The following is a 24,012-nucleotide window of genomic DNA, read 5'->3' as shown; positions in this document are numbered from 1 at the left end:
CGGGCTACGAGCCGCCGTGCGGCGATGAGTGTGGGAGGCGCTTTAGCGGCGAGCTTTGATCGCGGCTAAAGCCGCTCCCACAGGTGGCATGCGGCCCGTATGCAATCCGGGGCAGCGTTGTGCCCCAACTGCGGATACCTTAGCGCGGGTACAGCGGCGGCAGTGCAGTGCTGTCCTGCGGCGCAGCGCTTGGCTCCTGCGTGGCTGGCAGGTTGCGGATCGCTTTCCACAGCTCCTCGCCTTGCCATTGCTGACCTGTTTCGCTGTATAGCGCGCCGTTGAGGCCATCTAGCGCATCCGACAGCGGCACATAGCGCGCGGCCATATCTGCGAGTGTCTCCGGCTGTTGCCGCGCCCAGGCGTCGAGGGCATGACGAGTCGCCTGGGCGTCGCCAGCCTGGCAGGCGCGTTTGAGGTCATCGAGCAGGGTGCGCGGGCTTGGGCCTGCTTGTGCTACGCGCTGGATCGCCGGTTGCCGGCGGGCGTGCCACCACAGGCCGAAGCCTAGCAGGGTGGTCAGGCTCAGCACCCCGCACGCCAGTTGCCAAGGCCACAGCTCCGGCCCCTCGATTACCTGGGGTGTCACCATCGGAGTGTTGGGTTGTTCGTCGTTCTGCAACTGCGGATTTTCGGCAACCTGCAGGGTGCGGGAGGAAAGCGTGGTGCGCTCCAGCGTGTCGGTCTGGGTGTTCCACCACAGCACTTCCAGCGGAGGCAGATCGAAACTGCCGGCGCGACTCGGCACCAGCGCTTCGCGTTCTTCACGGGTGCCGATGATGCCGTTCTCGCTTTTCTGATCATCCATCTGCGGCTGATCCGGATAACGCCGCAGGCCTTCGACCTGGGTCGCGGGCAGCGGCGGCAATTGGGCGCTGGAGAGGCCATCGACCTTGAGAATCAGGCGGCGGGTCAGCGAGTCGCCGACCTGGCTTTGTTCCGGCTGCGGGTTCCAGGTTTCCGCCAGCCCCAGGGCACGAGCCGGTAGCCAGGGCGCGTCAGCCGGGTAGTCGGCCGGCTTGGGTTTGACCTGTAGGGGAATGTCCGGCGATTTCACTCGCGTGACCTTACCGGTGCGTGGACCGAAGGGCAGGAAGTCGTTGTTGCGCGAGCGGTCGACCAAGGTGGCGCTGAAGGTTTGCCCGGGTATCACCAGTTGACCACTGCGCTGGGGATAAATGGCGTACTGCAGTTCGATCACACCGTGCAACACGCCACCGATGCTTTTCTCGTAGGTGCGCGGCTCGCCCAGCTGTTCGGCCCGTGCATCGTCGATGCGCAGAGGCGTCAGGTTGCTGTCGTCATACATCGAAACCGAATGGTAGATGCGCAGGGTCAGCACAGCCTGGGCCTGTACGTAGACGCTTGGCTGATCGAGGCTGGCATCGATGAACACAGGTGCCAGCTTGTCGCCAACGCCGGCGCTGACGGCTTCCTCGACCGTCAGCGTGATCGGCAGGGTCTGGGCGTCTTCCAGGTGGATCGCGGGGATGACCACTTCGCCGCTGCGGCGCGGCTGCAGGGTCAGGATCCAGCGGGTGCTGGCGCGTGGTGTGTCACCGATACTGCTCAGGCGGTTGACCTGGCGACTGCCGAGCACCTCGAAATCCTTCTCCAACGGGCTCAGATCCGGGCGGCCGAAGCGGGTCGGGTCGGTGGACTCCAGCGTCAGCACCACGGTTTCACCTTCGCTCAGGCGAGTGCGGTCGACGCTGGCGAAAAAGCCTTCGGCATAGGCCTGCCCGGCTAGCAGTAGAAGAAGCAGGAAGACCAGACGCTTCATCGGTTAGTGTCCTGACGCTGTTGCTGTTCATACCAGAATTTGCGCCGCAGCAGCTCCGCCGGATCGTCCGGGATCTGCCGCAACCATTGTTCCAGCGCTTGTCGACGTTCGGCTGCGGTGCCCAGGTCAGCTTCCGTGCGGGGTTGCTCAATGGGCTCGACATCCTCCGGGGAGGCGCTGTCGGTGTGGGTATCGAGTTGGCTGTCCTGCCCGGCACCATTGGCCGTGCCTGGAGTCTCGCTGCTTTCAGCGTTCTCGCCGGTAGTGCCTGGTTGAGTCGGCTGCGCTGCATTGCTCTCTGCCGGTTGGCCGGCTGAGGGCTCCTCCGGCTCGGTTTGATCGTCAGCGGATTGCTGCTGCTCGGCAGTATCACCTTGACCGGGCTGCTGCTGATTTTCGCGCTGGCGCAGGGCTTCTTCCACCAGTGCCTTGTTGTACTGCGCAGCGGCCAGCTCCGGCTGGCGCTCCAGGGCCTGCTCGTAGGCATCCAGCGCGGCCTCCAGCTCGCCGGCCTTGGTCAGGGCGTTGCCGCGATTGTAGTGATCGGCGGCGCTGTCGCCCTTGGCGAAACGCTCTGCAGCGGCTGAATAATCTGCCGCCTCGTAGAGTGCCTTGCCTTGCCATTGCGGATCGACGAAGCGCTGCGCGGCCTCGTCCGGGCGTTGCGCTTGCAGCAGGCGCTGGCCCTGTTGATCGGGGCGCAGCCAGAGGTCATCGAACTCGAAGGCCTGACTGCTTTGCGGCGGCAGCATCAGCAATAGCGGCAGGCAGAACAGCCAGCCGCGGCGCCCGGCGCAGGCGGCCAGCAATAGTAGGGGCAGCAACAGCCAATAGCCTTGGTCGATATGGCTGTCGAGCTGGGTCGGCTCACCTGCAGCGCGCATGGCCTGCGGGCCGTCGAGCAACCCCAGGCGGCGCAGGTCTTCGTCGTCCAGACGTATGGCTGTGTAGCGGCCATCATGGGCTTCGGCGGTTTCCCGGAGGCCGCGAGCATCGAGGCGCGGGATCAGGATGGCGCCGCGCGAGTCCTTGAGAAAACTGCCGTCCTCCTGCACCACCGGGGCGCCTTCGCGGCTGCCTATGCCGAGCACCAGCAGCGGTACCGAGCGTTTCTCCAGCGCTTGCTGGATGCCGCTGCGCTCTTCTTCATCGAGGGTGCTGGTGATCAGCAGCAGGCGTCCTTGACCCAGTTGTGCCTGGTCGAGCAGTTGCAGTGCCCGCGCCACGGCCAGATCGGCGCGACGGCCCGGCTCGGGCATCAGCGAGGGTTTCAGCGCTTCGAGTAGGTTGCGGCTGGTGGCCAGGTCGTCTGACAGCGGCACCAGGCTGTGGGCACTGCCGGCATAGACGATGATCGCCGTCTGCGCATCGCGGCGGGCTTCGAGCAGATCGAGCAGCTTGCGCCGGGCCTGTTCCAGGCGATTGGGGCGGCCGTCGGTGGCGAGCATCTGCGGCGTCAGTTCGAGCAGAACTACCAGCGGATCGGCAGGCTTCTGGTTGATCTGCTCGACGCGTTGCCAACTGGGACCGAGCAGCGCCAGAATGGCCAGCAGCCAGGCCAGGCCGATTGCCAGCCATGGCAACTTGCTGGAGCGACCGCTGCCGCCCTTGAGCAGCGCCTGATGAAACGCCGCCGGCAGCAACAGTTGCCAGCGCCCGCTCTGGCGCTCGCGATGCCACAGGCGCCAGAGCAACCAGACCAGCACGGGTACGGCCAGGAGCCACAATGGGCGCAGCCATTCCGGCCAGAGTATGCTCATGTCCGTCTCCTTAGCCGCAGCAGCAAGTCAGGCCAGAGCACCTGGCCAACCAGCAGCAGCGAGCCCAGCAACGCCAGCGTCAGTGGCCAGGCATAGAGCGCCTGGGCAGGGCGGGCGAGAGAGGGTTGCTGGGCGACCGGCTCAAGGCGATCGAGGGTCAGCTCGATCTGCTGTAACTCAGCCTGATTGCGTGCGCGGAAATACTCGCCGCCGGTGGTGTCGCTGATCGCGCGCAGGCTGGTCTCGTCCAGGTCCAGCGCGCTGAAGCCGAAGCTGCCGAACGCGCCGCTTTGTTGTGGGTCAGCGCCAATGCCGATGGTGTAGATGCGCACACCTTCATCGGCGGCCAGTTGCGCCGCGACCATCGGATCGATTTCGCCACCGTTGTTGGCGCCATCGGTAATCAGTACCAGCACCCGGCTTTGCGCCGGACGTTGGCGCAGGCGCTTGACTGCCAGGCCGATGGCGTCGCCGATGGCGGTGTTCTTGCCAGCGATGCCGATCAATGCCTCGTCCAGCCAGGTGCGCACCGTGTGACGGTCGAACGTAAGCGGCGCCTGCAGATAGGCCTGGCTACCGAACAGGATCAGGCCGACACGATCACTACGGCGACCTTCGATGAAGTCGCCGAGCAGGCGCTTGACCAGCTCCAGGCGACTGATTGGCTCGTCGTCCCACTGCATGTCGGCGTAATCCATGGAGCCGGAGACGTCTACCGCGAGTAGCAAATCGCGGCCGCTGGCTGGCAGCGGCAACGGCTCGCCGACCCATTGCGGCCGCGCCGCGGCGCACAGCAGCAGGCACCAGAGCAACACCAGTGGCGCTTGCTGGCGCCAACTGGGCAGGGCCGCACGGGCGCGGCGACCACTCAGGGCCTGCAGTTCGTCCAGAAAGCCAACCCGCAGCGCCGCATCGCCGCTGTCGGCCGCGGGCAGCAGTAGACGTAGCAGCCAGGGCAGCGGTGCGAGCAGAAAGACCCAGGGCCAGGCGAACTCAAACATGCTTGCGAATCCAGGTGGCGATGGCCTGATCGAGTTCCGCGATGGCTTTGTCGCTCAGCGTGCACTGCGGCCTGTAGCTGCCGTCGACGAGGATCATCCAGCGTGTGAGGCCGGCTGCCGGGCAACGGTTGTCGAGAAACGCCAGCCAGGCGCGGCTGCTCAGAGTGTGGCTGGCACTGTCCGGGTAGCGTTCGCGGCACAGGCGCTTGAGCAGGGCATTGAGCTGCTGCAGCCAGGGGCCGGCAGGTGCGCCGTCATAGGGTTTTTGCAAGGTGGCCAGCTCGTCGAGCGCTGCCTGGCGCAGTGGGTCGAGCACCTGCTCCATGGTCGCCTTGGGCGGGCGCCGCCGCCAGTTGCGCAGCAAGCGCCACAGCGCCCAACCCAGCAGTGGCAGCAGCACGGCCAGTAACCACCAGCCCGGCGCCGGCGGCCACCAGGGCACGGGTGGTGGGTCGATCAGCGGCTGCAACTGGTCGATGGGATTCATAGGGATCTTCTCGCGTGCAGGCTGCTGAGTTGTTCCTGCAACTGGTCGACCAGTTCGAGCTGCGTGCTCAACGGTAGCAGAGGCACGCCGAGCTTCTGCGCCAGGCGCTGCCAGCGCGCCTCGCGGGCCTGCGCCTGGGCGCGATAAGCCTGGCGTAAATCGCCGTTATGGCTGTCGAGTTCCAGCTGTGCGCCACCCTGGGTAAAGCGCAGCAGGCCAGCCGCTGGCAGTGCGTGATCGAGTGGATCGGACAGCGGCAGCAGCAACAGATCGGTGTGGCGCGCGAGCAGGGTGAGTTGCTGTTCGGCGTTGTCGCTGAGGGCGCGCTCGTCGCACAGCACGATCACCAGGCTGCCCGGACGCAGCACTTCGCGGGCGCGACGCAAGGCCAGGCCGAAGTTGTCGCGGCTGGCGCTGGCCTGGCTCTCCGGGCCGAGCACCTGGTTGGCGCGGGCCAGCAGGTTGAGCAACTGCAGCAGGCTCTGCTTGCTGCGCCGTGGCTTGACTTCATGATGTTCGTTGTCGGCGAATACCAGGCCGCCAATACGGTCATTGTGGCCCAGCGCCGCCCAGCCGATCAGCGCCGCGGCGCGTGCGGCCAGCACCGACTTGAAGCACAGACCGGAGCCGAAGAACAGGCGCTGGCTTTGCTCGCTGATGATGAAGATGGGACGCTCGCGCTCCTCATGGAACAGTTTGGTGTGCGGCTCCTGGGTGCGCGCGGTGACGCGCCAGTCGATGGTGCGCACGTCGTCGCCCGGCTGGTAGACGCGCACTTGGTCGAAGTCCACACCACGGCCGCGCAGCTTGGAGTGATGCAGGCCCGTCAGCGGGCTGCGCCGCGCCGGGGTGGAGAACAGCGGCACTTCATGCACCTTGTGGCGCATGTCAATGAGTTCGCCGAGGGTGATATGGATGCCGGGTGACAGGGGCTGGCTGGACATATCGATCTCACGCCATCCTGCCGTGCTCCCTCGCCCATTCATGGGAGAGGGCTGGGGAGAGGGTGGGGCGTTTCACTGTCCTCTCCCCCGACCACTCGGCTTTGGCATCCTGCGTCGCTCTACCTCCTGCATCCATGCAGTCGTCTCCCGCAAGCTGGAGAGGGGAGACAAGCTTATTGCGCTGCATCAGGCCACCGCCACCACGTCGAGGATACGCTGGATCACGCGATCCTGATCGACGCCCGAGGCTTCGGCCTCGAAGGACAGGATGATGCGGTGGCGCAGCACGTCGAACAGCACCGCCTGGATGTCTTCCGGGCTGACGAAGTCGCGTCCGGCCAGCCAGGCATGGGCACGCGCGCAGCGGTCGAGGGCGATGGAGCCGCGCGGGCTGGCGCCGTAGGCGATCCAGTCGGCCAGCTCGGCGTCGAACTTGGCCGGGGTGCGGCTGGCCATCACCAGTTGCACCAGGTATTCCTCCACCGCATCGGCCATGTACAGGCCGAGGATTTCCTTGCGTGCGGCGAACACCGCCTGCTGGCTGACCCGGTGCTCGGGTTTGACCTCGCCATTGAGCGCATCGCCCCGGGCCTGGGCGAGGATCTTGCGCTCCACCGCCGCGTCAGGAAAACCGATCTTCACGTGCATCAGGAAGCGGTCGAGCTGGGCCTCGGGCAGCGGATAGGTGCCTTCCTGCTCGATGGGGTTCTGCGTGGCCATGACCAGAAACAGCGGCGACAGGTCATAGGTCGAGCGGCCGACCGAGACCTGGCGCTCGGCCATGGCCTCGAGCAGTGCCGATTGCACTTTGGCCGGTGCGCGGTTGATCTCGTCGGCCAGCACCAGGTTGTGGAAGATCGGCCCCTGCTGGAACACGAAGCTGCCGGTTTCCGGACGGTAGATTTCAGTGCCGGTAATGTCCGCAGGTAGCAGGTCAGGGGTGAACTGGATGCGATGGAACTCGCCCTCGATACCTTCGGCCAACTCCTTGATCGCCTTGGTCTTGGCCAGCCCGGGGGCGCCTTCGACCAGCAGGTGGCCGTCGGCGAGCAGGGCGATCAGCAGGCGCTCGATGAGCTTTTCCTGGCCGAGAATCTGGGTGGAGAGAAATTGGCGTAACGCGACTAGCGCTTCACGGTGTTCCATCGTCGGGCTCTTCTGGCGGATGAGCGGGCTTTTCAAGCCGCGCGTGCAGACCGCCGACTTTAATGCATTTGCCGCTTCAGCCGCTATCTGCCGCGCGGGTCATGAACAGTCTGGCAACAGAAATGCGCGGCAGGTCGCCAACGCTGAAATGCCCCGCCATCGTCCATGGCGGGGCAGTTGTGACCCTATTGCCACTGCGCCAGTAATCGGCGCTGAGCCAGCTGTGCACTGTCCTGCGTGGTAGGCGTCAGGTGCAGCGTCTGGCCCGGCAGGCATTGCGCCAGCCGAGCCACGGCCTGCGGCGTCAGCGCGCCCAGGCGCGGGTAGCCGCCGATGGTCTGGCGGTCGTTGAGCAGGATGATCGGCTGGCCATCTGGTGGCACCTGCACGGCCCCGAGGGGAATGCCCTCGGAAATCATCGAGCCACGCTGGCATTGCAGTTGTGGACCGTTAAGGCGGATACCCATGCGGTCGGCACGCTGGTCGATCAGCCACTCACTGTTGAAAGCATCGAACAGGCTCTGTCCGCGAAAATCGCCAATCTGTGCGCCCAGCACCAACTGCAGACGGGGTGTGGCCTGATACTCGGGAATGAACTCGGCAGGCATCTGCCGCGCTGCATCGACATTGCCACTCCAGCCCAGAGCATCGCCGACAGCGATTGCGCGGCCATCGCCGTGCAGACCCCCTAGGCCTTCACGCAGCATGCTGGCGCAGCTGCCGAGCACCACTGGCGCCTGGAATCCACCCGGCGCAGCCAGGTAGGCACGCGCGCCCTGGCGCGGCTGGGCAAAGCTCAGCCGCTGGCCCTGGCGCACCTCGAAGCTGTGCCAGGGAGACAGCGGTTGATCGTCCAGCCGCGCACCAAGGTCGCCGCCGGTCAGCGCCAGTGTGGCGTCACGGCAGCATTCGAACTCGGCGTTGCCCAGGGTGATCTCCACCACGGCGGCAGTCAGCGGGTTACCCAGCAGCCAGTTGGCCCAGCGATGGGCGATCCAGTCCAGAGCGCCGCACTGGGTTACGCCAAGATGGCGAACACCGAAGCGGCCACCATCCTGCAATTGAATGAAAGGGCTGCTGCGCAATACACGCAGGCCGCCATCGATAGTGCTCATTGGCTGGCCTCCAGCGGGCTATCGTCGCCGCCCAGACGGATGAATTCGGCGCGCTCGATGGGCACGAAGCGGACCCGGTCCCCCGGTTGCAGCAGGCTGTAGCCTTCGATATCGCGGCCGAACAGGCGGCAGGGCGTGCGGCCGATCAGGTTCCAGCCGCCGGGGGATACCACCGGGTACGCGGCCGTCTGCCGTTCGGCGATACCGACGCTGCCGGCGGCGATGCGCTTGCGCGGCGTGCTCAGGCGTGGCGCGGCGAGGATTTCCTCGACCAGGCCCATGAAGGCGAAGCCGGGGGCGAAGCCCAGGGCGAATACCTGATAGGCGTGGCCGCTGTGCCGGGCGATCACTTCGGCTTCGCTCAGCCCGCTGCGGCGCGCCAGCAGTTGCAGCTCCGGGCCGACGCTGCGGTCGTACCAGGTGGGCAACTGGTGCTCGCGGCCGCCGTGCAGATCGGCAGGCTGCAAGCCATCGAGCGCCTCGGCGACCTTCGTCCGCGCCTGATGGCTGTCGAGCTGGCACAGGTCGTAATGCAGCAGCAGCGTGGTGTAGGAGGGCACCAGGTCCAGCAGGGCACTGCCGAATGCCTCCTGCAGGCGCGTGCGCGCTGCCAGCATCCACGGCATGTTGGCTTCATCGATATGGTCGAACAGGCGCAGGATCAGGCTGTCGATGCCGGCGACTTCCAGCCGGGCGTTGGGCGACTTCATGCCTGTGTCAGGCCGTCGAAGGCCTGCCGGATACGTTGCACGGCAGCCACCGAACTGGCGTTGTCGCCATGCACGCACAAGGTCTGCGCGTTCAGATACAGCGCGCTGCCGTCGCTGGTCTGCAGCGCCTCGCCACGTGCCAGTGTGACCGCCTGATTGACGATCACTTCGCTGTCGTGATGCACGGCGCCCGGCAGGCTGCGGCTGACCAGGAAGCCGGCGGCATCATAGGCGCGGTCGGCGAACGCCTCGAACCACAGGGTAAGGCTGAATTCGTCGCCCAGCGCCTGCGCCGCGCTGTTGTCGCGGGTGCACATCAGCATCAGCGGCAGGTGGCGATTGTACTTCGCGACTGCACTCATCACCGCACGCAGGGTGGCGGGCTTGCGCATCATGTCCTGATACAGCGCGCCGTGCGGTTTGACGTAGCTGACGTGGGCGCCCTGGCTGCGACAGAGGCCTTCCAGCGCGCCGATCTGGTAGAGCATCAGGTCTTCGACCTCCTGCGGTGTGCAGTCCATCGAGCGGCGACCGAAACCGACCAGGTCCTGATAGGCCGTGTGCGCACCGATACGTACGTCGTGGGCCACGGCCAGGGCCACGGTCTTGCGCATCACGCTGGGGTCCGAGGCGTGGAAGCCGCAGGCGATGTTGGCGCAGTCGATATAGGGCATGACTTCGGCGTCCAGGCCCATGGTCCAGGCGCCGAAGCTTTCACCGATGTCGCAATTCAAAAGCAGGCTGTTCAAGTGAGCATCCTAATCATGAGGTGCATGGATAGGGTCCGACAGCTTTGAGCTGTTCTGGCAGTGGCTTCATTTTTCCGACGCCGCCTGGGGGCGTCCAACTAATAAAAACATCCGCCGGAGATAGGAAAAGCTGATGGTGTCTGGCATCGGTTTTTCTGATCGCCTGGCGCCGGTTTTTCCCGTTGGACAGTGGCGGCCGTCGCGCTCGACAGTGAATCGGGTGAACGCTCCCTGGCGCCATTTTGGTGCACCCCCGGTGTGTCCTACACCCGGGGGCTTTTGCGTTCCTTTCGAGTCGACTCAGTACCTGGCCACCAGTCTACGGGGGAATCCCAGTGAAGACCGCACCCTGTCTGTCCGCGTTCTGCGCGTTGCTTGTCGCTCTACCCATGGCTTTACCCGTTTGCGGCAGCGAACGCTGGTCGATGTCGGTGGAGCAGCCAGCCGGTAATTTCATCAGCCGCGTGGCGGTGGAGTTTGCCAGGAATGTTCGCCAGGCCACCAACGGCCAACTGAATATTCGCGTTCATCCCAACTCCACGCTGTACCGCCGCCCTGAGGTGAAGGCAGCGGTGACCCGTGGTGATATTCAGCTTGGCGACGTGTTCATGTCTGCGCTGGGCAATGAGGATCCGATCTTCGAGTTGGACAGCTTGCCGTTTCTTGCCACCGACTACGAGCAGGCACGCAAACTCTGGACGGTAAGCCGTGAGGCGGTGGAGCGGCGTCTGCTGGCCGATGGCGTGCGCCTGGTTTACGCCGTGCCATGGCCGGCACAGAGCCTGTTCAGCAATCGCCCGCTGCGGACTGTGGAGGATGTTCGTGACCTGCGTTTTCGCAGCTACAACCCAACCATCTCGCGCCTGGCCCATCTGCTCCATGCCCGTCCGACGACCATCAACACCGAGGAAGTACCGCAGGCGTTTCGCGAAGGTCTGGTGGATATCATGCTCACCTCCAGCACCACCGGCATGGACCTGCGTGCCTGGGATTTCGTCTCGCATTTCTACGACGTGCGCGCCTTCATTCCGAAGAACATCGTCATCGTCAACGAGCGTGCCTTCCAGCGTCTACCAGAGGCCCAGCGTCGTGCGTTGCTGCATGCCGGTGAGCGTGCCGAGCGGGCAGGGTGGGAATTGTCCTGGGCATTGACCGGCTATCAGACGAGGATGCTCGCCAGGCGCGGCATGACCGTGGTGCAAGACATCGACCCGCAACTGCGTCGGGAGCTGACTGAGGTTGGGCAGCAGATCACCGAGGAATGGCTGGCGCGTGCAGGTGAGGAGCATGCGCAGATCATCGAGGCTTATCTCGATGAGCCGCCACGCTAGTCCGTCAACATGAATGCCCGGCCGGCGGTATACCGGCCGGGCGCTCGTCTCACTCAGGCCAGGCGGAACTGACTGGCGCTGCGCCCCAAAGCATCGACCTGCGATGACAGCCCCTCGGTGTGATCACCCAGGGTATGGCGAAGATCCTTGCTTTGCCCGGTATGCACGTGGATGGTTTCCATCTTGTCGGCGATGTCCTCGGTGGTGGTCGAGACCTCCTCGATGGCCACCACGACCTGGTTCATTTCGCCTGTCAGTCGCTCCATCGCCGAGGTGATGGAGGTGATCGCATCGGCCACCTGAGCGGCATGCCGCTCGCTGTCGGCGGCCAGGTTCAGACCGTTGCTCATCAATTGGTGCATGTGTCGGGTCTGCTGCTGGAACTCACCGACGATGGCACTGATATCGGTGGTCGCCGCGACGGTCTTCTGCGCCAGGGAGCGCACCTCATCGGCGACCACCGAGAAGCCTCGACCGGCCTCGCCGGCACGGGCAGCCTCGATGGCCGCGTTGAGCGCGAGCAGGTTGGTCTGATCGGCGAGGCTGTTGATCACGTCGACGATGCCATTGACCCGTGCGCTGCTCTGGCCGAGGGCGTCGACCTGGCTATGGGTGTCCTGAATCAGCTGCGCCAGGCGACTCATGCTGTCGACGCTGGCGGCGATCACCTCGCCACCGTTGCGCGCGGCATCGTAGGCGCTGGTGGTGGCGCTGCCGACTTCGGCGGTACGTTGCGCCATGTCGTTGAGGGTGGCGCTGATCTGGTGCGAGGCCGAGGCGGCCTGCTCGGTCTGCATTTCCACCTGGGTGCTGTTGTCGCCCAACTGGCGCATGGCGTCGCCCAGGTGGTTGTGCAGGCGGCCCAGCTCGCCGTTGGCACGTACCACTTCGGCAACGATGCCGCCGATGCCCTGGATCATGCGATTGGCAGCATCGGCCAGCTGGTTGAATTCGTCGTTTGGGTTGCTGCCCACCGGCAACTTGCCAGTGAGATCGCCGGAGGCAACCTGGCTGAGCAACTGAATGACGTTACGCAGCCGAGAGACTAGGGTGCGCGAAGCCTGCAGCAGGGTGAAGCAGAGCAGGGCGGCGACGGCGAGGAAGCTCAGCCCCATCATCCACAGTGCCGAGAGGCGCGCCTGTTCAGCTTCCTGCGTGCGGCGCAGCAACAGGCCGCTTTGCAGGGCCTGTGCCTGCTCATCGATGCGCGTCTGCAGTTGTTCGCCGAGTTGGCGCAGACGTTGATTGGTCGCGTTGATGCGTTCGATGCTGCCATTGGCATCGGCGAAGGCCTGGGCGTAGCCCTGTACGTTCTTGCCGATCGGCGTGTCCTGCCATTCCAGGTCTGTAATCTGCTCCTGTAGCTTGCCGATAGCCGTCAGGGTCATCTGGGCGAACGCCGGATCGAAGGTCGAAAGATAGTCACGCTGACTGCTCAGGGAACCGGCGATGAAGGGTTTGATCAAGTCGAAACTGATCGCTTCCAGGGCCTTGCCTTTCTCGCTCAGCGCTTTGCGCTGGCCTTCGAAGGGCGTCAGCCCCAGCGCCTGGTTGAGGTTCAGCCACTGGCGTTGCTGGGCCAGTTCCTCTAGCAGCACGGTTTGAATCTGTTGGGCATGCTGCACGGTGGCGTCATCTTCCAGCGCTTGTGCTTGCGTTAACAGTTGTCCGACGAGTTCTTGCAGGTCACCGAGGCCTTCATTGAACGCTTGCTGCAGGTCGGGGGTTATCTGCTGGCGTAATGCGTTCTGCCGCCACCAGTGGTTCATCAGTTCTGTACTGGCGCTGGCATAGGCTGCTGCCCGCTCCCTTGCCTGCAATGCACTGCTGACACTATGGCTGGCCCACAGAGAGGCGGCCGCCATAAGCATCAGGCTGATCAGGGTGAGCGCGATAAGGGCGCGGAATTTTTGTTGCCAGGACAGTAAAAAGCTCACGATAACGCCTCGCCATCTTCTACGGGATGATTCTCAGGAATCGGCAAGTTGTCATACAACTTGATTAAAAGTCTATGGCCTTCTTGCTTTCCGAGAAATGCGAACGGGGCCGCGAGGGCCCCGTCATCGGTTGAGTGCTTACCAAAGCGGCAGGGTATAGCTGAGAATCAGACGGTTTTCGTCGAGATCGTTGGCGAAATTGGAGCGAACGGTGGCGTTACGCCATTTCAGTCCCAGATTCTTCAGCGGACCGTTCTGCACCACGTAAGCGATATCGGTATTGCGCTCCCATTCCTTGCCTTCACTGCTGCGACCGGCGACTTCGACGTTGTCACCGGAGATGTAGCGGGTCATGAAGGTCAGGCCGGGTATGCCGATGCTGGCGAAGTTGTAGTCGTAGCGCACTTGCCAGGAGCGTTCCTGGATGTTGGCGAAGTCGTTGATCTGCACGAAGTTGACCAGGAACGGGTCGCTGCTGGCGATGTACGGGAAGGGATCGTCACCGCTCATGCGCTGGTAGCCTGCGCCGAAGGCATGACCGCCCAGGCTGTAGGTGAACATGGCGCCGAAGGCCTTGTTGTCGAGGTCGCGGAAGTTGCCGTCCTCGCGGCTTTGCGAGTAGCGCAGGTCGCTCTTGAACGACTGGCCATCGTCCAGCGGCAGCACGTGCAAAAGGGTGCCGTAGTACTGCTGGTAGATGTCCTCGAGGGTGCCGTAATGCAGGCCGGCGGTAAGCTGCGGAGTGATCTTGTACTCGCCGCCTCCGAATACGAAGGAATCGCTGCTACCGCCAATACGGTTGCCGGTCATCTCGGTGTAGTCGGTGGAGCTGTTGGCCTTGATGCGGTTGATCTTGCCACCCTGCAGGGTCAGGTTGTCGATCTCCTGAACGTTGAGCAACGCGCCCTGGAAGGTCTGCGGCAGCAGGCGCGAGTCGTTGGCCGAGACGATCGGGCTGCGAAAGTGCAGGGCGCCGATTTTCAGCGTGCTGTTGGACAGCTTCACCTTGCCGGTCAACGCGAGCTTGGAATACTCATCCTGCGAACCGCCGGAACCATCGGCCGGCAGCAGGCCACTGCCAGCGGTGCCGTCGCCGGAATCGAGTTTCAGGCCGAGCATCCCCAATGCATCGATGCCGAAACCGACGGTGCCTTCGGTGTAGCCCGACTCCATGCGCAGCAGAAAACCCTGCGCCCATTCCTCGGCCTTGTCACGGGCACCGCTCTGGCGGAAATCACGATTGAAATAGAAATTGCGCAGCTCGACGCTGGCCTTGCTGTCAGCGATGAAGTCGGCCTGTGCAAGTGCCGGCAGACCGCCGCCGAGCAGCAGTGCGGTGGCTAATGGGTAATGGAGTTTCATGGTTGCAGTGTCTCCTGTTGGGAGCGCGCAGCGGCGAGAGCGGCTGCTTGGCAGAGCGCGTTTTGAGTGATGTTGTTGTGGTCTGCGCAGAGCGCGGCGCCATTCTTCAAAGCGTTGTTCGGCGGCGTCCAACGAGAAAAAACAGGGGGCCAGCGATAGGAAAATTCATCGGCTGCGCGAAAAACCTCTGGCATACAACCTGCTACGCCCGAGGCAGCGTGGGCGCTGGTGAACAGGCCCGAAAGAGGACATTGCGAAGAGGCGTTACGGCATGAACCTGAGATTTCTCGAGACCTTCGTTTGGGTAGCACGGCTCAAGAGTTTTCGCCTCACAGCCGAGAAGCTGTTCAGCACCCAGGCGTCCATTTCCAGCCGTATCGCCGCGCTCGAGGATGAGCTCGGCACGCGTCTTTTTCTGCGCGACTCCAAAGGCGTATCGCTGACCCCGGAAGGGCAGAAGGTGCTTGAATATGCCGAGCGCATGATCGACACCATGCAGGCCCTGAAACAGTCGATCAGTGATACCGGCAACATTCAGGGGCGTATTCGTGTCGGCGCAATGGATACCGTCATTCACACCTGGTTGAGTCCGTTCGTAACACGGGTGATGGAGCGCTACCCCGCAGTGGAGATCGAGCTGACTGCCGACACCGCGCGTAACCTCAACGAACAATTGCTCAAGGGCTATCTGGATATCGTGTTCCAGACCGACATGGTCAACGGCGACAGCGTACGCAATCTGGAACTGGCTGCCTTTCCGGTGCGCTGGATCGTACCGACCGGTTCGTTGTATCACCGTCGCTATGCCTCGATGGAGGAGCTGGCCCGCGAGCGCATCATCACCTTCTCGAAGAATTCGCGGCCGCATCAGGACATCCTCAACCTGCTGCATGCCGGCAGCGTCAGTGCGCCGCGCATCAACTGCGTCAATTCCATCGCCGCGATGACCCGCCTTATCCGTGATGGTTTCGGCATCGGCGCACTGCCACCGGCGCTGGTGCATGACGAACTCAAGCAGGGGCTGCTGACCATTCTCGACGAGGTACCCGAGCCGCCGCCCTTGCCGGTGGTCGCCACCTGGCGCACGGGGGTGGGCCTGGAACTTAGTGAAGACATCATCGCCCTGGCCTGCGAAGCACTCGATGTCTACGCCGAGGAAATGGGTGAGGCCTGCATGGCGCGAGTCGCGCCAGCGCCTGAGCAGCAGAGCGCCTGAACACCCTCATCGAACTGCTGTGGGCCCGAAAACGGTTGCCCGCTGCTGGTGCATTCGCTGCAGAAATGCCCCCTTTCATCTCATAACGATTTCCGATCATGCGCCTCCGGTTTTTCTAGTTGGACAGGGTAGGGCGATGCGCTGAGACTCGAAATCGTCTTCCAGCCGCGCCATGCGGCGCACAAAAAACAATGAACAGGAGAGCACCATGAAAAGCATCGCATCGCGTTTCGCCATGACCGCCTTGGCTTGCGCACTGGGCTTCGGCGCCCAGGCCGCCGAACGCTGGAACATGACCGCCGAGAACCCCGACGGCAATTTCATCACCACCGTGGCCAAGGAGTTCGCCCAGGATGTGGAGAAGGCCAGCAATGGCGAGCTGCAGATTCGCGTGCATGCCAACTCGGTGCTGTTCAAGCGTCCGGAGGTCAAGCGCGCCGTGCAGACCGGCCAGGTGCAAGTGGGGGACGTATTGATGTCGGTGCTGGGCAACGAAGATCCAATCTTCGAGATCGACAGCGTGCCGTTCCTGGTGCGCAACTACGAGCAGGCCCAGGTCCTGTGGGCGGCGAGCCGCCCGGCAGTGGAAGAGCGCTTGAACAAGCAGGGCATCAAGCTGTTGTACGCCATGCCCTGGTCGCCGCAGAGCATCTTCACCAAGACGCCGGTGACCAGCATGGATGACTTCAAGGGTATGAAATTCCGTGCCTACAACCCGGCTACCTCGCGCATGACCGAGCTGATGGGAGCGGTGCCGACGGTCATCCAGACCGGCGAGATTCCGCAGGCTTTCAGCACCGGCATGATCAACGGCATGCTTACTTCACCGACCACTGGCGTGGACTCCCAGGCCTGGGATTTCTCCTCCTACTACTATGACGTCAAGGCCTTCATTCCGAAGAACTTCGTCATCGTCAACGCCCGTGCTTTCGCCCGCCTGCCGGAGGCGACCCAGACGGCGGTGCTGGAGGCGGCCAAGCGGGCTGAGGCGCGCGGCTGGGAGATTGCCCAGGAGAAGACCGGTGAGCTGGTCAAGACCCTGGCCGACAATGGCATGCAGGTGTCCGAACAGGCACCCGCGGCGTTGGAGAGCGGCTTCGAGCAGATCGGCCAGACCATGACCGAAGAGTGGCTCAAACGCGCTGGAGCCGATGGCAAGGCGATTCTCGATAGCTACCAGCGTTGATCCGCTGCCCGCCGCGTTGATTGCGGCGGGCTTTTCTTGTGGCTTGCCCAGGGAGCCCGTAGTTCATGACCCCACTGCACAAGCTCTACACCCTGTCCGGATGGTTGTCCGGCGTGTTTCTCGTCCTGATCTGCCTGCTCGTCGTGACGCAGATCGTCGCCCGCCAGCTGGGCACCATGGTGCCCGCTGCCGATGAGTTCGCCGCCTACGCGATGGCTGCGTCGGGTTTTCTCGCTTTGCCCTACGCGCTACAGCGTGGCGCGCACATTCGTGTGGAACTGATGTTGCGTCTGTTGCCTGCTGGCGGTCGGCGCGTGCTCGATGTGCTGGCCACGTTGGTTGGTCTGGGTATCGCCGGCTATATGGCCTGGTACTGCGCGTTGTTCGTTCTGGAGTCTTACGAATTCAAGGAAGTGTCTTCCGGCCTGCTGCCGATTCCGATGTGGTTGCCGCAGCTGCCGATGTTGCTTGGCACGCTGATTCTGGTGGTGGCGATGGCCGAGCGCCTGGTGCTGACCTGCCAGGGCAAGCGCTTCGAAGCTGTCGAAGCCGGCACGGCGATGAGCGAGTGAGCCTGCGCGCTCGACCTTTAATTGCGGCCATCGCCGCACTGCATTCGTGAGTGAACCCGTGGACTACACAATCATTACAATCACCCTGCTGCTGGCGCTGTTCGTGCTGCTTGGCGGCGGCGTCTGGGTTGCCCTGTCGTTGCTTGGTGTCGGCATCATCGGTATGGAGCTGTTCGGTGGTGCGCCGGCCGGCTCGATTCTCGCCTCCACCAGTTGGGCTTCCAGCGCCAGCTGGACATTGACGGCACTGCCGCTGTTCATCTGGATGGGCGAGATTCTCTATCGCACTCGTCTTTCCGAAGACATGTTCAACGGCCTGGCGCCCTGGATGCGTGGGCTTCCGGGGCGCTTGCTGCACGTCAACGTGTTCGGCTGCGGCATGTTCGCGGCTGTCAGCGGCTCTTCCGCGGCAACGGCGGCCACCATCGGCCGTATCTCCCTGCCGGAGCTGAAGTCGCGCGGCTATCCGGAGTCCATCGCCATGGGCTCGCTGGCTGGCGCCGGCACGCTTGGCCTGCTGATTCCGCCGTCGATCATGATGATCGTCTACGGTGTGGCGGCGCAGGTCTCGATCTCGCGTCTGTTCATTGCGGGCATCCTCCCGGGCCTGTTGCTGCTGGCCATCTTCAGCGGTTATCTGATGATCTGGGCCGCCTGCAATCGCAGCAAGCTGCCGGAGGAGGGCGAGCGCCTGCCGTTCATGGACAAACTGCGTCGTGCCAAGCTGCTGATTCCGGTGTTGGGCCTGATCGTCGCGGTGATCGGATCGATCTACGGCGGTATCGCCACGGCCACCGAGGCGGCGGCAGTCGGCGTGGTTGGCGCGCTGCTGATCGCGCTTTGCTCAGGTGCGCTGACGCGTGAAACCTTCATGGCCAGCCTGATGGGCGCGGTGTCCACGTCGTGCATGATTTTCTTCATCCTGCTCGGTGCGGCGTACCTGACCTCGGCCATGAGCTTCACGGGTTTGCCGGCGGCGCTGGCCGACTGGATCATCGCCAAACAGCTGTCGCCGTACTTGTTGCTGCTGGCGCTGACGCTGTTCTTCATCGCCCTGGGCTGCTTCCTTGACGGCATCTCCATCATCCTGCTCACCACTGCAGTGATTCTGCCGGCGGTGCAGGCTGCCGGGATCGACCTGCTGTGGTTCGGCATATTCGTCATCCTGGTGGTGGAAATGGCGCAGATCACCCCACCAGTGGGGTTCAACCTGTTCGTCATCCAGAACCTGACCGGGCACAACCTGGGCGCCGTGGCGCGCGCCAGCTTTCCGTTCTTCCTTCTGCTGGTGCTGGCGGCAATCCTCATCACCCTGTTCCCGCAGATCGTGCTGGCGCTGCCCGAAGCCATGCGCGGCGCCTGACCTCTCGCCATGGTTCGTTCGCTCTCCGGTGGCGGGCCATGGCTTTTTCCTTTTGCACCGTGTCGGTGCAGCCTTGAAAGAAAATGTCGCAGCGCCGCAAGCGGCCTTCCGGTGTCCCTCGTTAAGCTCGTCGGCTATATGTGACCAGTCGGTCGCTCTCTTCGCGCCGGTCCACACGCGACTCGCAAGTGTCATTGTCGCTTCATGGACTAACGTTGAACTAACACCCAGCGACAGCGATCCAGACCTCCTGTCGAACCACCAGCCCAATGGAGCAAAACCATGGCGTTCTTTACGGCGGCCAGCAAAGCCGACTTCCAGCACCAACTGCAAGCGGCCCTGGCACAGCACGTGAGTGAGCAGGCGCTGCCACAAGTAGCCCTTTTCGCCGAACAGTTCTTCGGCATCATCGCCCTTGAAGAGTTGACCCAGCGGCGCCTGTCCGACCTGGTCGGCTGCACCCTGTCGGCCTGGCGCATGCTGGAGCAGTTCGATCACGCCAAGCCGCAGGTACGCGCGTTCAACCCCGATTACGAGAAGCATGGCTGGCAGTCCACCCACACCGCGGTGGAAATCCTGCATGGCGACATCCCGTTCCTGGTCGATTCCGTGCGCATGGAGCTCAACCGCCACGGCTACAGCATCCACACCCTGCAAAACAGCGTATTCAGCGTACGCCGTGACCAGAATGGCCAGTTGCTGGAGATCCTGCCGCGCGGCACCCAGGGCGAGGGCGTGCTGCAGGAAGCGCTAATGTTCCTGGAGATCGACCGCTGCTCCAGCGCTGCCGAGTTGAAAACCCTGGAGAAAGCCATCCACGAGGTATTTGGTGACGTGCGCATGAGCGTTGCCGACTTCCAGCCTATGAAGGCCAAGGCACGCGAGCTGCTCGCCTGGCTGGATCGCGCCAAGCTCAAGGTGGACAAGACCGAGCTGGACGAAATCAAGGTGTACCTGAACTGGTTGCTGGACAACCACTTCACTTTCCTCGGCTATGAAGAGTTCACCGTCGCGCCGACCGCCGACGGCGGCACCATGGTCTACGACGAGAAATCCCTGCTGGGTCTGTCCAAGCGCCTGCGCACCGGATTGTCCGCCGAGGAACTGCATATCGAGCCGGAGGCGGTGGCCTATCTGCGCGAACCGCAATTGCTGTCCTTTGCCAAGGCTGCGGTGCCGAGCCGGGTGCACCGCCCGGCCTACCCGGATTTCGTTTCCATCCGCGAACTCGACGCCAAGGGCAACGTGATCAAGGAATGCCGCTTCATGGGCCTGTACACCTCGGCGGTGTACGCGGAAAGCGTGTGGAACATCCCTTATATCCGCCGCAAGGTGGACGTGATCAAGCAGCGTTCCGGCTTCGACAGCAGCGCCCACCTCGGCAAGGAGCTGGCCCAGGTACTGGAGGTGCTGCCGCGCGACGATCTGTTCCAGACGCCAGTGGACGACCTGTTCAATACCGCGCTTTCCATCGTGCAGATCCAGGAGCGCAACAAGATCCGTGTGTTCCTGCGTCGCGATCCCTACGGCCGCTTCTGCTACTGCCTGGCTTACGTGCCGCGTGACGTCTATTCCACCGAAACCCGGATGAAGATCCAGCAGGTGCTGATGGAGCGCCTGCAGGCCACCGACTGCGAGTTCTGGACCTTCTTCTCCGAATCGGTGCTGGCGCGGGTGCAGTTCATCCTGCGCGTCGACCCGAAGAACAAGACCCAGATCGACCCGGTGCGTCTGGAGAAGGAAGTCATCCAGGCCTGCCGTTCGTGGAAGGACGACTACGCCGGCCTGATGGTGGAAAGCCTCGGCGAAGCCCAGGGCACCAATGTACTGGCCGAGTTCCCCGGTGGCTTCCCGGCCGGCTATCGCGAGCGCTTCGCCCCGCATTCGGCGGTGGTGGACATGCAGCATCTGCTCAGCCTGAGCAACGACAAGCCGCTGGTGATGAGCTTCTACCAGCCACTGGCGCAGGGCGACCAGCAACTGCACTGCAAGCTGTATCACGCTGACACGCCGCTGCCGCTGTCCGACGTGCTGCCGATTCTGGAGAACCTCGGCCTGCGTGTGCTCGGCGAGTTCCCCTACAAGCTGCGTCGTGCCGATGGCCGCGAGTTCTGGATTCATGACTTCGCCTTCACCTACGCCGAAGGCCTCGACGTCGACATCCAGCAGCTCAACGACACGCTGCAGGACGCCTTCATCCATATCGTCGGCGGCGATGCCGAGAACGACGCCTTCAACCGCCTGGTGCTCACCGCCGCCATGCCCTGGCGTGACGTGGCGCTGCTGCGGGCCTATGCCCGCTATCTCAAGCAGATTCGCCTGGGTTTCGACCTCAGCTATATCGCCTCGACCCTGATCAATCACGCCGACATCGCGAAGGAGCTGGTGCGCCTATTCCGTACCCGCTTCTACCTCGCGCGCAAGCTCACTGCCGACGACCTGGAAGACAAGCAGCAGAAGCTCGAACAGGCCATCCTGGCTGCGCTGGATAACGTCGCCGTGCTCAACGAAGACCGCATCCTGCGTCGCTACCTGGACCTGATCAAGGCGACCCTGCGCACCAACTTCTTCCAGGCCGATGCCAGTGGCGCAGCCAAGTCCTATTTCAGCTTCAAGCTCAGTCCGCGCCTGATTCCGGAAATTCCGCGGCCAGTGCCGAAGTTCGAGATTTTCGTCTACAGCCCGCGTGTCGAGGGTGTGCACCTGCGTTTCGGCGATGTTGCCCGCGGCGGCCTGCGCTGGTCGGATCGCGAAGAGGACTTCCGCACCGAAGTGCTGGGCCTGGTCAAGGCGCAGCAGGTGAAGAACGCGGTGATCGTGCCGATGGGCGCCAAGGGCGGCTTCGTCCCGCGCAGGATGCCGGTTGGCGGCTCGCGTGACGAGGTGATGGCCGAGGGCATCGCCTGCTACCGCATCTTCATCAGCGGCTTGCTGGATATCACCGACAACCTCAAGGACGGCGAGGTGGTACCACCGCAGAACGTGGTACGCCACGACGCCGACGACCCCTATCTGGTGGTGGCGGCGGACAAGGGCACCGCGACCTTCTCCGACATCGCCAACGGCATTGCCGCCGAGTACGGCTTCTGGCTCGGCGACGCCTTCGCCTCCGGTGGTTCGGCCGGCTACGACCACAAGGGCATGGGCATCACCGCCAAGGGCGGCTGGGTTTCGGTGCAGCGTCACTTCCGCGAGCGCGGTATCGACGTGCAGAAGGACAACGTCACCGTGATCGGCATCGGCGACATGGCCGGCGATGTGTTCGGCAACGGCATGCTGCTGTCGGACACGCTGCAACTGGTGGCCGCCTTCAACCACCTGCACATCTTCATCGATCCGAACCCGGACGCGGCCAGGAGCTTCGCCGAGCGCAAGCGTCTGTTCGAACTGCCGCGTTCGAGCTGGGCCGACTACGACAGCAAGCTGATTTCCGACGGTGGCGGCATCTTCCTGCGCAGCGCCAAGAGCATCACCATCACCCCGCAGATGAAGGCACGTTTCGACATCACGGCCGACAAGCTGGCGCCCACCGAGTTGCTCAATGCCCTGCTCAAGGCCCCGGTCGACCTGCTGTGGAACGGCGGTATCGGCACCTACGTGAAATCCAGCAAGGAAAGCCACGGCGACGTCGGCGACAAGGCCAACGACGCCCTGCGCGTCGATGGTCGCGAACTGCGCGCCAAGGTGGTGGGCGAGGGCGGTAACCTCGGCATGACCCAGCTCGGTCGGGTCGAGTTCGGCCTGCACGGCGGCGCCAGCAACACCGACTTCATTGACAATGCCGGCGGCGTGGACTGCTCCGACCATGAAGTGAACATCAAGATCCTGCTCGGCGAGATCGTCTCCGGTGGCGACATGACCGAGAAACAGCGCAACAAGCTGCTGGCCGAGATGACCGACGACGTGTCCGAGTTGGTCCTGGGCAACAACTACAAGCAGACCCAGGCTCTGTCGCTGGCCGAGCGTCGCGCCCGTGAGCGCGTCGGCGAGTACAAACGCCTGATGAATGCGCTGGAAAGCGCCGGCAAGTTGGACCGCGCCCTGGAGTTCCTGCCATCGGACGAGGAGCTGAACGAGCGCGCCACCAACGGCCAGGGCCTGACCCGACCGGAGCTGTCGGTGCTGATCTCCTACAGCAAGATCGACCTCAAGGAATCGTTGCTCAAATCCCTGGTGCCGGACGATGACTACCTGGCGCGCGAGATGGAAACCGCGTTTCCGGCGATCCTCACCGAGAAGTTCGGCGATGCCATGCGTCGCCATCGCCTCAAGCGCGAGATCGTCAGCACGCAGATCGCCAACGATCTGGTCAACCACATGGGCATCACCTTCGTGCAACGCCTGAAGGAGTCCACCGGCATGAGCGCGGCCAACGTCGCCGGCGCCTACGTCATCGTGCGTGACCTGTTCCGCCTGCCGCACTGGTGGGCGCAGATCGAGGCGCTGGACTACAAGGTGCCGGCCGAGCTGCAGTTGCAGCTGATGGACGAGTTGATGCGCCTGGGCCGTCGCGCGACGCGCTGGTTCCTGCGCAGCCGCCGTAACGAGCTGGACGCTGCCCGTGATGTGGCGCATTTCGCACCGCGTATCGAGGCGCTGGTCGGCCGTCTGGACGAACTGCTCGAAGGCCCGGCCCGTGAGCAGTGGCTGGCGCGCTACCAGAGCTTCGTCGAGGCCGGTACGCCGGAGGAGCTGGCGCGCGTGGTCGCCGGCACCAGCCACCTGTACACGCTGCTACCGATCATCGAAGCGGCGGATGTCACCGGCAAGGACACCAGTGAGGTGGCGACGGCCTACTTCGCCGTGGGCGGTGCGCTTGAGCTGTCTTGGTACCTGCAGCAGATCACTAACCTGCCGGTGGAGAACAACTGGCAGGCGCTGGCCCGCGAGGCCTTCCGTGACGATCTGGACTGGCAGCAGCGTGCGATTACCGTGTCGGTGCTGCAGATGGCTGACGGTCCGCAGGAGATCGAAGCGCGCGTGGCCCTGTGGCTCGATCAGCATCAACGCCTGGTCGACCGCTGGAAGGCGATGCTGGCCGAGCTGCGTTCGGCAACCGGCACCGACTACGCTATGTACGCGGTAGCCAACCGCGAGCTGATGGACCTGGCGCAAAGCGCCTGAACTGGCAGCTGAAACCAAGAAGCCCCGCCAAGTGCGGGGCTTCTTCTTTTCGGATCATACGGTTCAGCACGCGTTATCGGTGCGCACGGCGCACCTATGAGCTGACGGTGATGGTGGGTTTGTCGCTGCAGTCCTTGCAGCAGCGGGTTTGCGGGGGCGCTGGCTCTGTGGGAGCGGACTCGTCCGCGCATGGGGGAGACGAAAGAACATCGCGGCTAAGGCCGCTCCC

Annotated in this window: 17 protein-coding genes; 6 read left to right on the top strand and 11 right to left on the bottom strand. The window is 63.7% G+C overall.

Annotated elements, in window-relative coordinates; translation table 11 throughout:
* Nucleotides 1-139 precede the first annotated feature (139 nt).
* The 9 genes from EL191_RS15075 to EL191_RS15035 form a co-directional block, all read right to left on the bottom strand.
* On the bottom strand, nucleotides 140-1,780 hold the full coding sequence (locus tag EL191_RS15075; RefSeq protein ID WP_041980802.1) for a BatD family protein: 1,641 nt from the start codon (nucleotides 1,778-1,780) through the stop codon (nucleotides 140-142).
* Nucleotides 1,777-3,540 (bottom strand): VWA domain-containing protein, encoded by a 1,764-nt coding sequence (locus EL191_RS15070; protein ID WP_041980803.1) that lies wholly within the window; start codon nucleotides 3,538-3,540, stop codon nucleotides 1,777-1,779. Before EL191_RS15070 ends, EL191_RS15075 begins: the two co-directional genes overlap by 4 nt.
* Entirely contained in the window at nucleotides 3,537-4,541 is a 1,005-nt protein-coding gene (locus tag EL191_RS15065; RefSeq protein WP_041980804.1) for a vWA domain-containing protein, read from the bottom strand. The genes EL191_RS15070 and EL191_RS15065 overlap by 4 nt, the downstream gene beginning before the upstream one ends.
* Nucleotides 4,534-5,028 (bottom strand): DUF4381 domain-containing protein, encoded by a 495-nt coding sequence (locus EL191_RS15060; protein WP_041980806.1) that lies wholly within the window; start codon nucleotides 5,026-5,028, stop codon nucleotides 4,534-4,536. Before EL191_RS15060 ends, EL191_RS15065 begins: the two co-directional genes overlap by 8 nt.
* Nucleotides 5,025-5,972 carry a DUF58 domain-containing protein gene (locus EL191_RS15055; RefSeq protein ID WP_041980807.1) on the bottom strand — a complete coding sequence of 316 codons (948 nt, stop codon included), beginning with the start codon at nucleotides 5,970-5,972 and terminating at the stop codon, nucleotides 5,025-5,027. The genes EL191_RS15060 and EL191_RS15055 overlap by 4 nt, the downstream gene beginning before the upstream one ends.
* A gap of 186 nt (nucleotides 5,973-6,158) precedes the next feature.
* Nucleotides 6,159-7,118 carry an AAA family ATPase gene (locus tag EL191_RS15050; protein WP_013716305.1) on the bottom strand — a complete coding sequence of 320 codons (960 nt, stop codon included), beginning with the start codon at nucleotides 7,116-7,118 and terminating at the stop codon, nucleotides 6,159-6,161.
* Nucleotides 7,119-7,303: 185 nt separating this feature from the next.
* Nucleotides 7,304-8,233, bottom strand: a complete 930-nt coding sequence (locus EL191_RS15045) for a 5-oxoprolinase subunit C family protein (protein WP_013716304.1) — start codon at nucleotides 8,231-8,233, stop codon at nucleotides 7,304-7,306.
* Nucleotides 8,230-8,943, bottom strand: coding sequence for a 5-oxoprolinase subunit B family protein (locus EL191_RS15040; protein WP_041980810.1), 714 nt, complete (start codon nucleotides 8,941-8,943; stop codon nucleotides 8,230-8,232). The genes EL191_RS15045 and EL191_RS15040 overlap by 4 nt, the downstream gene beginning before the upstream one ends.
* Entirely contained in the window at nucleotides 8,940-9,692 is a 753-nt protein-coding gene (locus EL191_RS15035) for a 5-oxoprolinase subunit PxpA (protein ID WP_041980811.1), read from the bottom strand. The genes EL191_RS15040 and EL191_RS15035 overlap by 4 nt, the downstream gene beginning before the upstream one ends.
* Nucleotides 9,693-10,081: 389 nt before the next feature.
* Between EL191_RS15035 and EL191_RS15030 the strand changes: the two genes are divergently transcribed.
* The gene (locus EL191_RS15030; RefSeq protein WP_041980812.1) at nucleotides 10,082-11,023 is read left to right on the top strand and encodes a TRAP transporter substrate-binding protein; all 942 of its coding nucleotides are present in this window, start codon (nucleotides 10,082-10,084) and stop codon (nucleotides 11,021-11,023) included.
* Nucleotides 11,024-11,076: 53 nt separating this feature from the next.
* Here EL191_RS15030 and EL191_RS15025 read toward each other — a convergent pair whose 3' ends face one another.
* Together EL191_RS15025 and EL191_RS15020 are read right to left on the bottom strand one after the other, a co-directional pair.
* On the bottom strand, nucleotides 11,077-12,960 hold the full coding sequence (locus EL191_RS15025) for a methyl-accepting chemotaxis protein (protein WP_041980813.1): 1,884 nt from the start codon (nucleotides 12,958-12,960) through the stop codon (nucleotides 11,077-11,079).
* 138 nt (nucleotides 12,961-13,098) lie between these two features.
* The gene (locus tag EL191_RS15020) at nucleotides 13,099-14,322 is read right to left on the bottom strand and encodes an OprD family porin (protein WP_041980815.1); all 1,224 of its coding nucleotides are present in this window, start codon (nucleotides 14,320-14,322) and stop codon (nucleotides 13,099-13,101) included.
* A gap of 271 nt (nucleotides 14,323-14,593) precedes the next feature.
* Between EL191_RS15020 and EL191_RS15015 the strand changes: the two genes are divergently transcribed.
* The 5 genes from EL191_RS15015 to EL191_RS14995 all read left to right on the top strand — a co-directional run bounded on the left by EL191_RS15015 (nucleotide 14,594) and on the right by EL191_RS14995 (nucleotide 23,783).
* Complete coding sequence (locus tag EL191_RS15015) at nucleotides 14,594-15,538, top strand: LysR family transcriptional regulator (RefSeq protein WP_017364027.1); 945 nt, start codon at nucleotides 14,594-14,596, stop codon at nucleotides 15,536-15,538.
* Nucleotides 15,539-15,746: 208 nt separating this feature from the next.
* A complete protein-coding gene (locus EL191_RS15010) occupies nucleotides 15,747-16,724 on the top strand; it encodes a TRAP transporter substrate-binding protein (protein ID WP_041980817.1) in 978 nt (325 codons plus the stop codon).
* Nucleotides 16,725-16,789: 65 nt separating this feature from the next.
* Entirely contained in the window at nucleotides 16,790-17,296 is a 507-nt protein-coding gene (locus tag EL191_RS15005; protein ID WP_041980818.1) for a TRAP transporter small permease, read from the top strand.
* A gap of 58 nt (nucleotides 17,297-17,354) precedes the next feature.
* Nucleotides 17,355-18,659, top strand: coding sequence for a TRAP transporter large permease (locus EL191_RS15000; RefSeq protein ID WP_041980819.1), 1,305 nt, complete (start codon nucleotides 17,355-17,357; stop codon nucleotides 18,657-18,659).
* A gap of 282 nt (nucleotides 18,660-18,941) precedes the next feature.
* Nucleotides 18,942-23,783: an NAD-glutamate dehydrogenase gene (locus tag EL191_RS14995; protein ID WP_041980821.1), complete on the top strand. Its 4,842-nt coding sequence runs from the start codon at nucleotides 18,942-18,944 to the stop codon at nucleotides 23,781-23,783.
* Nucleotides 23,784-24,012 lie beyond the last annotated feature (229 nt).

Source organism: Pseudomonas mendocina (assembly GCF_900636545.1).
GTDB lineage: Bacteria > Pseudomonadota > Gammaproteobacteria > Pseudomonadales > Pseudomonadaceae > Aquipseudomonas > Aquipseudomonas mendocina.
This window is presented reverse-complemented; position numbering and strand designations above follow the sequence as displayed.

Excerpts from the sequence above, each read along its gene's own strand:
- EL191_RS15055 (WP_041980807.1), bottom strand. The coding sequence starts at position 5,972 with ATGTCCAGCCAGCCCCTGTCACCCGGCATCCATATCACCCTCGGCGAA.
- EL191_RS15045 (WP_013716304.1), bottom strand. The coding sequence starts at position 8,233 with ATGAGCACTATCGATGGCGGCCTGCGTGTATTGCGCAGCAGCCCTTTC.
- EL191_RS15050 (WP_013716305.1), bottom strand. The coding sequence starts at position 7,118 with ATGGAACACCGTGAAGCGCTAGTCGCGTTACGCCAATTTCTCTCCACC.
- EL191_RS15010 (WP_041980817.1), top strand. The coding sequence starts at position 15,747 with ATGAAAAGCATCGCATCGCGTTTCGCCATGACCGCCTTGGCTTGCGCA.
- EL191_RS15040 (WP_041980810.1), bottom strand. The coding sequence starts at position 8,943 with ATGAAGTCGCCCAACGCCCGGCTGGAAGTCGCCGGCATCGACAGCCTG.
- EL191_RS15075 (WP_041980802.1), bottom strand. The coding sequence starts at position 1,780 with ATGAAGCGTCTGGTCTTCCTGCTTCTTCTACTGCTAGCCGGGCAGGCC.
- EL191_RS15060 (WP_041980806.1), bottom strand. The coding sequence starts at position 5,028 with ATGAATCCCATCGACCAGTTGCAGCCGCTGATCGACCCACCACCCGTG.
- EL191_RS15070 (WP_041980803.1), bottom strand. The coding sequence starts at position 3,540 with ATGAGCATACTCTGGCCGGAATGGCTGCGCCCATTGTGGCTCCTGGCC.
- EL191_RS14995 (WP_041980821.1), top strand. The coding sequence starts at position 18,942 with ATGGCGTTCTTTACGGCGGCCAGCAAAGCCGACTTCCAGCACCAACTG.
- EL191_RS15015 (WP_017364027.1), top strand. The coding sequence starts at position 14,594 with ATGAACCTGAGATTTCTCGAGACCTTCGTTTGGGTAGCACGGCTCAAG.
- EL191_RS15020 (WP_041980815.1), bottom strand. The coding sequence starts at position 14,322 with ATGAAACTCCATTACCCATTAGCCACCGCACTGCTGCTCGGCGGCGGT.
- EL191_RS15030 (WP_041980812.1), top strand. The coding sequence starts at position 10,082 with ATGGCTTTACCCGTTTGCGGCAGCGAACGCTGGTCGATGTCGGTGGAG.
- EL191_RS15065 (WP_041980804.1), bottom strand. The coding sequence starts at position 4,541 with ATGTTTGAGTTCGCCTGGCCCTGGGTCTTTCTGCTCGCACCGCTGCCC.
- EL191_RS15005 (WP_041980818.1), top strand. The coding sequence starts at position 16,790 with ATGACCCCACTGCACAAGCTCTACACCCTGTCCGGATGGTTGTCCGGC.